Source organism: Echinicola sediminis, assembly GCF_054777495.1.
Genome location: NZ_BAAHAP010000038.1, coordinates 41,823 through 51,886 on the forward strand (window position 1 = coordinate 41,823; position 10,064 = coordinate 51,886).

The following is a 10,064-nucleotide window of genomic DNA, read 5'->3' on the forward strand; positions in this document are numbered from 1 at the left end:
AACGCTTAATTGATGGAAAGAACTAGCTTGAAAGTTTAATCCACACCCCTTATATATATATTATTTCTTTATTTAAATAAAAAACTATTAAGGTTATTAAGGTGTGGATTTGTGGGTAAGTTTTTAAGGTTTATTTACCCACACTATAGCTATTCCTTTTCCATACTTAATTCACCCTCTATCCACACTTTATCAACTTGTAAATACCTAACAATTAAGGAAGTCAATGAAATCATGAATTTATGTGTATAAGTGATGGCTGGTAAAAATGTTTATTAATGGCTGTGTGTATAAATGTGGATAGACGTTCACAAAATTGTGGTTATCCATAGGCTAAAAAAACTTATCCCGAAAGTGGATAGGCTCTCGGGATAAGTCTTGATTTTTCCATAAGTTATAGACAGTTATTCACATCTTTTTAGTGACTTATCTACATACCTTCAGTACTTGATTCATTGGTTTCAGCAACAGTTGAGGGGGCATTGTTCAAGCCAGATTCAGGTCTTTTTTGAATATTGATGTTCTGAATGGTCCATTTCCCTCTGAGCATGATGTTGCTGGTTTTGTTTTCGTCATCATAATAATAGTATACAGGCTCAGGTTGTTTTTTATTTTGATAGTTTCCTGGGTCCCATTGATGGTTTATATTTCTATCAACAATGGCCCTGATTTGGTATTCCCCTGCCTTTATTTTTTTGAAACTATAGTTTGGTGAGTCTGTTAAATACGTTTCTTTAATGATGTCGCCTTCTTTTGATAATAGTTGTACGATGATGGGAAGTTCATCTGTCATTACTTTACCGGTAATTTCATCTGCTAGATCATCGGCTTTTAAGCGTTTGAAGTTGGTTTTTAATTCCTTCAAGTTATACTCCCCCTCTACATCCTTAAATGTGGAATCTGCGGCCAAAAATGCATAGTTGCTTGCTGATAAGGTATCATTGATGGGGACGCTTAGTCTAAGCACAGTCCTAGCGATACTGTCTTTAAAGTGGAGGTGCTCAGGTAATATGGGAATAAAGGCTGCTGAATCATATTGTATATACAAGGAATCATAGATGATATCCAATACAGGTTTATTAAAGGTTATTTCAGTTTCTATGTTAGAAAGGAATTCTTTGTCCTTCCCTAGTTTAGCTTCCAATTTTTCTGCTTTTCTGTCGCTGCTCATGAAGGAAGCGTACAAGGTGGTGTCTATTTCAAAACCTACCGAATCCTTCAATGTTAAGTTTATTTCCGTACTGTCATCGCGTATTTCGGTATGATAAAACCTGATGTTTTTTTCGTTGATCCTATAGAAAAGGGTTTGGTTGATGTCAGGATGGTTGATTTTGTGTTGAGCAGGAATCTTGCTTAAAACCACATCATAGTTGCTTCCAATGGGTGAAGAGCGGTTGACCTTGAAGTCCGATAGATCTCCTTTGTATAGGTTGATATGAGCATTGGTGACATCCTGCTGTATAGTGATAGTATCTTTTATATAACCGTAGGGCTCGCTCTTAAATTCGGCTTTGCTGGTATTGTTGGCATCATGCCAGGCGTAGGCCCTATAGTCTCCTCCTTTAATATTGGTTATTTCAAAGTTGCCTGCAGAGTCCGTTTGGGTAAGGTAATAAGGAGGATCAGTAAAGACATCCATGGTATCATCTTCTACCCTATACAGTCCCACAATGACGTCCTGCATATCCAGGCGTTTTTGAGGAAAGATATAACTGACCTTTCCACTGAATTTTAGACTGTCGATGATATTACCCGTAGAGAAAACTAATTTCAGGTTTTCTGCTGCATTGTTTTCAGAGATGTCCTGAACACTTTTTTGAAAATTGAATACGTAAGTAGTACTGTCTTCCAGTTCTTGGTTCAGCTTTATTCTTATTTCATTTTTGATGGCGAGGATTTCCATTTTATCCTTATCCAAACTTGGCGTAATGATAATATTTCTGGTAGGATTGTCCGTTTTGATGTATTCATCAAATTCAAGTGTAATGTTTTGCGGTTTGGTATTTAGACTTTGATCTTTTGGATTGGAAGAAAGTAATTGTGGTGGAGCCTCATCCTTAGGCCCGCCCATGGGGGAGCTTTGTTTTGCACAGGAATAACAAAACAACAGCGCTACTATTGCTAAAACGATATGTTCTACCTTTTTTGTCATTTCTTCTTTAATATAAACAGTATACTTGAATAGTTATTGTTATTGCTTTTAGCGGCTTTGTTTGATTTATATCCAGTTAAAATACTTTTAATTAGATTTTTCTTTTGATTTATTATACTGTTGGATAAAAGTGAGACATAATAACTATCAAAAGGCATCGGTTCTTGTGCAGTTATTCTTAAATCAAACGTTTCTGCTAGTTGCTGCATTGTTTCTTGGGTGAAATGGTACAGATGCCGTGGTACATCCAATGCTGCCCAGTTCTCTTTAAAATACTGAGAATCGAAAGAATTATAATTGGGAACTGCCAGGAATAAAGCACCCCTCTTTTTTAGTTTTGATAACAACAGTTGCATGGTGGCATGGAGGTCATGAACATGCTCTAGAACATGGAATAGGCTGATTGCATCAAATTTGTTTTCCTGATTAAGCTCTTCGGTGGTGTTGTATAATTGCAGCTTAAATTTATCCCTTCCAATTGATGCGGCCTCTTGACTGGGTTCGTAACCAATACATTCCCACCCTTTTTTCTGGGCATGAGCAAGAAAGTGACCAGTGCCACAGCCAAAGTCCAATAGGCGCCCTTTTTGGCTGGTATATTGGTTGATCCAATTGACTTTTTGCTGTAAAGTGACCTTTCTGACTTGTTTGTAAATAAAGTTGACCAGGTTGGTGGATTTGTCCGTGTGGGAAATATAATCTTCAGATTTATAATAATTCCCTATGTGTTCCTGATCGGGCCTAGGGTTGGTAAATAAAAAATGGCAATTGCTGCATTTGCAAATGGTAAAGTATTCTTGCGAAACACTGTGATCTTTTACGATCAGATGATTAAGAAAAAGTCCACTCTGGCAAAGTGGACATTTGGTTAATCTTTCGTACATGTTATCTTCCTAGGTAAACGGTGAGTATGGATAAATCCGCAGGTGATACCCCGCTGATTCTTGAAGCTTGGCCCAATGTCTCTGGCCTGATTTTATTTAACTTTTGTTTTCCTTCTGCTGAAAGTGCTGGAATGGATAGATAATCGAAACTATCGGGAATCCTGAAATTTTCCATATTGTTCAGCTTTTCTACCATCTGCTGTTCCTTTTCTATATAGCTGTTGTATTTCACCTGGATTTCTGCCTGTTCCAACACCTCTTTTGGATATTTTGACAGATAAGATGAAATATCCTCGTCCAAATCTTTGATGGTTTGTAAGCCTAACTGAGGTCTTTTAAGAAGTTTTTCGACCGTTATTTTTTCTTTGATACTGGCCGTTTCCAGTTCTTCAAGGCCTGTATTTATGGAATCAGGACTTAATTTTTTCTGCTTGAGATCATTGATCAACTTAGCCGTATCATTTTTCTTGTCCAGCATTTTTTCCAGACGTGTGTCTGAGGCCAAGCCAATGGAATGCCCAAGCTGTGTTAATCTAAGATCAGCATTGTCCTGTCTCAAGAGCAGCCTGAACTCTGCACGAGAAGTAAACATTCTATACGGTTCTTCAGTACCTTTATTGATAAGATCATCTATCAGCACGCCTATATAGGCATCTGACCGCTTCAGTAAGAAAGGTGATTCTTCCTGTACTTTTCTGGATGCATTGATACCTGCTATCAAGCCTTGGCAAGCAGCCTCTTCATAACCGGTGGTCCCGTTAATCTGTCCGGCAAAGAAAAGATTATCGACCAGTTGGGTTTCTAGTGTCAGTTTTAGCTGTGTAGGTGGAAAGAAATCATATTCTATGGCATAGCCGGGACGGAACATTTTGCAGTTTTCAAATCCAGGGATTTTTCTAATCGCTTTGTACTGCACATCTTCTGGTAAGGAGGTGGAAAAACCATTGACATAGATTTCTACGGTATCCCATCCTTCCGGTTCCACAAAGATTTGATGCCTGTCCCTTTCTGCAAATCGGTTGATTTTGTCTTCTATGGATGGACAGTAGCGAGGACCTAAGCCCTGAATCCTACCGTTGAACATGGGAGATCGGTCGAATCCAGTCTCCAAGGTTTCATGTACCTCTTTGTTGGTGTAGGTAATCCAACAGGTTCTTTGTTCTTTTAATGGTTGCGTTTCATCCGAAAAGGAGAATTTTTCCGGTTGTTCATCCCCATGCTGCACCTCCATTTTGGAATAATCAAGGGATCTTCCATCCACCCTGGGAGGGGTACCTGTTTTCATCCTTCCGGCTTCAAAGCCCAGCTCTACCAATTGTTCGGTGATTCCTTTGGCTGCAGCTTCACCGGTACGGCCGCCACCAAACTGTTTTTCTCCGATGTGGATGATACCGTTCAGAAAGGTTCCATTGGTAAGAACAACTGATTTGGCTTTTATTTCCAGACCGATACTTGTCTTAACTCCTACTACTCTTTTATCTTTGACAACCAGACCTGTGATCATTTCCTGCCAAAAATCAACTCCGGGAGTCCCTTCTAGGGCAAGTCTCCATTCTTCTGCAAAGCGCATTCGGTCATTTTGGGATCTTGGCGACCACATGGCAGGACCTTTGGAGCGGTTGAGCATCCGGAATTGGATCATGGATTTGTCTGAAATGATCCCTGTCATCCCGCCCAAAGCGTCGATTTCCCTCACAATCTGCCCTTTTGCTACCCCTCCTATTGCCGGATTGCAAGACATTTGTGCAATAGTGTTCATGTTCATGGTACAGAGCAATACTGAACTCCCCATCTTTGCTGCAGCATGAGCAGCTTCACATCCTGCGTGACCAGCCCCTACTACTATTACATCGTATTCTGGAAACATAACTTTTCTGTTTACGGTGTTCCACGTGGAACACTAAATCCTGTTGATTACTAAGTGTTTCACGTGGAACGTTCCTGTTATTATATTGCTACTTACCGGGTGTTCCACGTGGAACGTTAGGTAAGTTGTCAGTGCTTGTTTAACTGTTCCACGTGGAACAGTACTTGGTTAATTGGTTTCTTGTAAATGGAAGAAGCTGTCAATGGCTTCGTTTTCTTTTTGTCGCATTAGTTTGGCTTCTTCCTCGGTTTTGTCTTTGTAGCCGCATAAATGGAGTAATCCATGGCTGATTACACGGATTGCTTCTTTGTGCTTGTCCTGGTTTTCCGTTCTGGCATTCTCATTCACTCTTTCTATGCTTATAAAGATGTCGCCTTCTATAATGTCTGCATCTTCCGAATTGTCGAACGTTATGATGTCGGTGTAAGTGTCGTGCTCAAGATATTCTACATTGATGTTGTACAGGTATTCGTCTGTGCAAAAGATGTAGTTGAGATCGGATATTTTAAAGCCTTCTTTTTCTGCAAGCTGCCTCAACCATTTCTTGGTGAGGTTCTTTTTAGGTAAAGCGTACTGAATGTCTTCTTGAAAGAAATTGATGGCCATATCAGTTCATGTAGAAGGTGAGTACGGCCTTTTTGCCGTCGTTTTCGAAATCAACTTCATCGCTCAGGTGCTTCATGATGAATACCCCCCTGCCTCCTGATTTTTCTATGTTCTCCGGAGCTGTGGGGTCCTGAAGGTTTTCATAATCAAAACCTTCTCCCTCGTCTTCTATAATGAACTTTAACTGGTCGTCCAAGAAGTTGAGTTCCAGCTTGACCGATTTATTGGCGTCACCACCATTGCCGTGTATGATGGCATTGCTGACACACTCTGTTACCGAAATCATGATGTTTCCATAGATATCATCATTGATTTTGAACTTTTCCTTGGCGTTATCAATGAAACTTTCTATGATCTTTATATTCTCAATTAGAGATGGAATAGAAATTTTGATAGATTTCATTAAGTTTTTATGGTTATTTATCTTTTTACTTAAATATTTCTATCTAATCAATTTCCAATAGAATCGGACAATGATCAGAGTGCTTTACATCAGCTAATATACCGGCTCCTTTGACTTTATCTTTCATAGAGGCACTGGTCATGTGATAATCAATACGCCAGCCCTTGTTATTGGCCCGGGAATTGGCGCGGTAACTCCACCAGGTGTACTGATGGGGATCGGTATTGACCAGTCTAAAGCTGTCGTCAAAACCGGATCCGGTGAATTTATCCATCCAAGCCCTTTCTTCCGGTAAAAATCCGGAGGTGTTCTTATTGGCTACTGGATTATGAATATCGATGGCCCTGTGACATATATTGTAGTCTCCACTTAAAATAAGGTTGGGGATGGACTGTGTCAAGTCTTGGGAATACCCAAAAACATCGTCCAAAAACGAATATTTGAAGTCTTGACGGATGTCACCGGTGGTTCCAGATGGGAAATAGGCACTGATAAAGGAAAAATCTTCATAATCTGCCCTGATCATCCTGCCTTCATCGTCATAGGAGTTTAGTCCCATGCCATATTCCACATGCTTGGGTTTTTCCTTGCTTAAAATAGCCACTCCACTGTAGCCCTTTTTTACTGCGGAATACCAATAACAGTGATAGCCCAAATCTTCAAAGACACTTACTTCTATCTGGTCCCTGTTTGCCTTGATTTCCTGTAAGCCTATGATATCTGGCGAGCAAGTTTCCAGCCATTCAGCAAAACCTTTCTTCATGGCCGCCCGGATACCGTTGACATTATAGGATACGATATTCATATAGTATGGATTTACTTTCTTGTTGCAAAGGATTTTTGTTGTCCTTTCTGATTAATTAATGTTCCTATTTTATGAGAAATAACTATTTAATGTCTATTTCAAATTCTTTTTCGAAGTATTCCAATACCTGGATCTTCAGAAGCTTCTCCTGCTCCAATAGATCAAAGTGCGGAAGTTCCTTGACCATTTTCCAATGGGGCCAGCCATCCTGATCAATGAAATCCAATTCATAGAATCCCGCCAAACTCAGTACTTTGCACACGGCAATGTGCATCAAATCCTGCTTTTGTTCCTTGCTGAAGTTTTTCATTCCCTGCCCTAACTCCTGTACACCAATGATGAATAGGACTCCGTTAAGGTCTGCAGGTTTCTTGCCGATCAGCTCATGAATTCCCAACAACAGCTTCCCCCAGCGTTTTTCGAGGTCCAGATCTTTCTTAAACATCTTGTTTCGCTTGATTTTCCAGTTCTTCCCAATATTCTACAGCCCTGCGCAAGTGTGGAATGACGATCGTGCCTCCAATAAGATTGGCAATGGAAAACACCTCAAATACCTGTGCTTTGCTCAGTCCCAACTCATGGCATTTTCCCAGATGATAGCGTACACAGTCATCGCAACGCAAAACCATGGAACAGGCCAAGCCAATCATTTCTTTGGATTGTACATCTACTGTCCCTTCTTTGAATGCATTGGTGTCCAGGTTGAAGATGCGCTTGAGTACTTTGTTGTCCTCCCCGAGAATCTTCTCGTTCATCTGTGCCCTGTACTCATTGAATTCGTTGACTAAATTCATTATCTTATAGGATAGTTTTTATCTAAATAGCAAATATAACAGGTATTTTCCTGTCAATTAGAACTAACAAGCCTTTTTCCTAATGCGTTTCACTTTTTTGAATGATTTTTTGGCATTGGTGTTTCCAGAGACCTGCTGTGTCTGTAGAAGCAGTTTGTTTGATTTCGAAAATCAGCTTTGCAGGAGCTGTCAGGCCAAACTTCCCGTAACCAGCTATCATCTTAGGCCCCAAAACAATGATCTTGCCGTGAAGATTACAGGCCTGACACGGGCGACCAACGTGATGGCTTTCCTGCGTTTTTCGAAAAAAGGGATGAGTCAGCGGCTTTTACATCAGTTGAAATACAGAAACAAGCCCGAATTGGGAAAGCTGTTGGGCAAATTGTACGGACAGCAGCTTTTGGACAGTGGTTTTGAGATGGCCTGGGAAGGAGTGCTGGCGGTTCCCCTTCATCCGCTGAAGGAAAAAAGCAGGGGCTATAACCAAAGTCTGATGTTTGCCGAGGGCTTGGCCAAGGTGCTCCAAGTACCCGTAATCAAAGCGCTTAAAAGGCGGAAATTCACCAGTACCCAAACCAAAAAGTCCCGAATGCAACGGATAGAAAATGTGGAAGGGGTGTTTGAGCTATGTATGGGAGCCGCTCTTAAGGGAAAAAACTTGCTTTTAGTGGATGATGTGATGACCACAGGAGCCACTCTGGCTTCTTGCGCCAATGTGCTGCTTGAGGCTGGTGCAAGGCAAGTGGACTTGGCAGTGATTGCTGCAGGGAAATGATTTCGGCTGAATACACATAAAAGTTAACTTCGTTTATCAATAGTTGCAGTTTTTATACATAATGGTAACTGATTGATTTTCACACTATAATATTTTTTAAATTTAACGTAATGAAAATCGTTTAATATAATTTGAAATGCATAAAATATAATTTTTTATGCATGATGGTACCTGTGTTATTTCTCCAGGTAAGGTGTTTCCTACTACTTTTGTCCACTCTTTTTCTGAAATCCATTGCCACATGAAAGCATTAATAGTTGCTTTTTTATTGATCGTGTCCCTTGTGCAGTTGTCGTTTGCCCAAATAAGCCCAAAGATAAGGGAGTTTGACATGTGGTTGTCCCGAACAAATTCCGCTCCAGTGATAAAAGGCTACCTTTATGAGCTCAAGTCTACTTCAATTTTAACGGCGGAACCTTTTCCACAGGAAGTTGCTCCCCACTATAGAATTGATGAATTTTCGATAGAACAGATTGAAAAAATTCAATTCAGAAAACAAGGTAAACTGGGAAAATACATCATATTGGGTACAGTGATAGGAACAGCTTTGGGTGTTAAGATTGGGAAGATGGACAGACCAGACTGTGATGCTGCCAACAGCATGTGTACCAGCACCAATACAAAAGCAATTTTGGGAGGAATGCTCCTTGGAGCGGGCGTAGGCACTTTTATAGGCATCCAAAAGATCACCATTCCGCTAAACGGTAAAGGAGATAATTATAATGTCCAAAGACTGCTCAAATACCAGCTGTCCGAAAGGTAGCATCGTAAAATCCTCTTGACCTGGCCAATGTTTTTTTTACCTCAACCATATTCCTTTCTTCTCTTTTAAAGATGATCCATCACCGCTGACTGCTGGGCTTTTTAGGGATAAATGCTAATTTAAGGTCATGAATCCGAATCAAATAATAGAGAAACTAGGTTTGCAGGCCCATCCAGAAGGGGGCCATTACAGGGAGGTTTACAGAAGTGAGGGAAAGATCAGCCAGGAATCTTTGCCGCAACAAATTGAAGGTGAGCGGAATTATGTCACCAGCATTTATTTTATGCTGACCTCAGATACTTTTTCGGCCTTTCATCGGATCAAACAGGATGAAATATGGCATTTTTATCAAGGGGCATCGATTAAACTACATACTTTATCCCCTACTGGCATTCACAAGGAATACCTCATTGGCCATGATATTCTCAACGGGCAAAAGCCACAATTGGTCGTTCCTGCAGGCCATTGGTTTGCAGCTGAGGTGATGGGAAAAGACAGCTTTGCCTTGGTGGGCTGCACTGTGGCGCCGGGGTTTGATTTTAGCGATTTTGAATTGGCGGAACGGGAGCAACTAATCCAACAGTTTCCTGCACACGATCAGCTGATAAGTGCGTTTACTCGAAAATAATTACTTAACTTGAAAACAACCAAACGAATAAAACCATGAAATTAGGCGCTTTTTCCGTCAGCCTCAATGTCAAAGACCTGCAGGCTTCCAAAGACTTTTATGAAAAACTGGGCTTTACCGTATTTGCAGGAAAGCTGGAACGCAATTACCTGATCATGAAAAACGGCAATGCGCTGATTGGCCTATTTCAGGGCATGTTTGAGCAGAATATCCTGACCTTCAATCCAGGTTGGAATGAAAATGCGGAAATATTGCAGGATTTTGATGATGTAAGGGAAATCCAAAAAGCCGTCAAAGCTGCAGGGATCAAACCAGCACAAGAAGCCGATGAGTCCAGCTCTGGTCCTGCGAGTATGTTCCTGATTGATCCGGACGGCAACCCGGTAC

12 protein-coding genes are annotated in these 10,064 nt (G+C 40.7%); 4 read left to right on the forward strand and 8 right to left on the reverse strand.

Annotation, left to right across the window (positions count from 1 at the left end):
- Window positions 1-430: 430 nt before the first annotated feature.
- The 8 genes from ACYVAA_RS11600 to ACYVAA_RS11635 all read right to left on the reverse strand — a co-directional run bounded on the left by ACYVAA_RS11600 (window position 431) and on the right by ACYVAA_RS11635 (window position 7,511).
- On the reverse strand, window positions 431-2,152 hold the full coding sequence (locus ACYVAA_RS11600) for an Ig-like domain-containing domain (protein ID WP_460541772.1): 1,722 nt from the start codon (window positions 2,150-2,152) through the stop codon (window positions 431-433).
- Complete coding sequence (locus ACYVAA_RS11605) at window positions 2,149-3,036, reverse strand: class I SAM-dependent methyltransferase (RefSeq protein ID WP_460541774.1); 888 nt, start codon at window positions 3,034-3,036, stop codon at window positions 2,149-2,151. Before ACYVAA_RS11605 ends, ACYVAA_RS11600 begins: the two co-directional genes overlap by 4 nt.
- Before the next feature lies 1 nt (window position 3,037).
- The gene (gene mnmG / locus ACYVAA_RS11610; RefSeq protein WP_460541776.1) at window positions 3,038-4,903 is read right to left on the reverse strand and encodes a tRNA uridine-5-carboxymethylaminomethyl modification enzyme MnmG/GidA; all 1,866 of its coding nucleotides are present in this window, start codon (window positions 4,901-4,903) and stop codon (window positions 3,038-3,040) included.
- Window positions 4,904-5,071: 168 nt separating this feature from the next.
- A complete protein-coding gene (gene ybeY, locus ACYVAA_RS11615; RefSeq protein WP_460541778.1) occupies window positions 5,072-5,509 on the reverse strand; it encodes an rRNA maturation RNAse YbeY in 438 nt (145 codons plus the stop codon).
- 1 nt (window position 5,510) lies between these two features.
- Complete coding sequence (locus tag ACYVAA_RS11620; RefSeq protein WP_460541780.1) at window positions 5,511-5,912, reverse strand: ATP-binding protein; 402 nt, start codon at window positions 5,910-5,912, stop codon at window positions 5,511-5,513.
- 43 nt (window positions 5,913-5,955) lie between these two features.
- On the reverse strand, window positions 5,956-6,717 hold the full coding sequence (locus tag ACYVAA_RS11625) for an exodeoxyribonuclease III (RefSeq protein ID WP_460541783.1): 762 nt from the start codon (window positions 6,715-6,717) through the stop codon (window positions 5,956-5,958).
- 82 nt (window positions 6,718-6,799) lie between these two features.
- The gene (locus tag ACYVAA_RS11630) at window positions 6,800-7,162 is read right to left on the reverse strand and encodes a hypothetical protein (protein WP_460541785.1); all 363 of its coding nucleotides are present in this window, start codon (window positions 7,160-7,162) and stop codon (window positions 6,800-6,802) included.
- Window positions 7,155-7,511 (reverse strand): carboxymuconolactone decarboxylase family protein, encoded by a 357-nt coding sequence (locus ACYVAA_RS11635; RefSeq protein ID WP_460541787.1) that lies wholly within the window; start codon window positions 7,509-7,511, stop codon window positions 7,155-7,157. Before ACYVAA_RS11635 ends, ACYVAA_RS11630 begins: the two co-directional genes overlap by 8 nt.
- A gap of 82 nt (window positions 7,512-7,593) precedes the next feature.
- Here ACYVAA_RS11635 and ACYVAA_RS11640 point away from each other — a divergent pair, with 82 nt between their 5' ends.
- The 4 genes from ACYVAA_RS11640 to ACYVAA_RS11655 all read left to right on the forward strand — a co-directional run.
- Window positions 7,594-8,286 carry a ComF family protein gene (locus ACYVAA_RS11640; RefSeq protein ID WP_460541789.1) on the forward strand — a complete coding sequence of 231 codons (693 nt, stop codon included), beginning with the start codon at window positions 7,594-7,596 and terminating at the stop codon, window positions 8,284-8,286.
- Window positions 8,287-8,527: 241 nt separating this feature from the next.
- Window positions 8,528-9,049: a hypothetical protein gene (locus tag ACYVAA_RS11645; protein WP_460541791.1), complete on the forward strand. Its 522-nt coding sequence runs from the start codon at window positions 8,528-8,530 to the stop codon at window positions 9,047-9,049.
- Window positions 9,050-9,176: 127 nt separating this feature from the next.
- Complete coding sequence (locus tag ACYVAA_RS11650) at window positions 9,177-9,677, forward strand: cupin domain-containing protein (RefSeq protein ID WP_460541793.1); 501 nt, start codon at window positions 9,177-9,179, stop codon at window positions 9,675-9,677.
- 35 nt (window positions 9,678-9,712) lie between these two features.
- Window positions 9,713-10,064 (forward strand): VOC family protein (locus ACYVAA_RS11655; protein ID WP_460541795.1); only part of this gene is annotated, 352 nt, incomplete at its 3' end.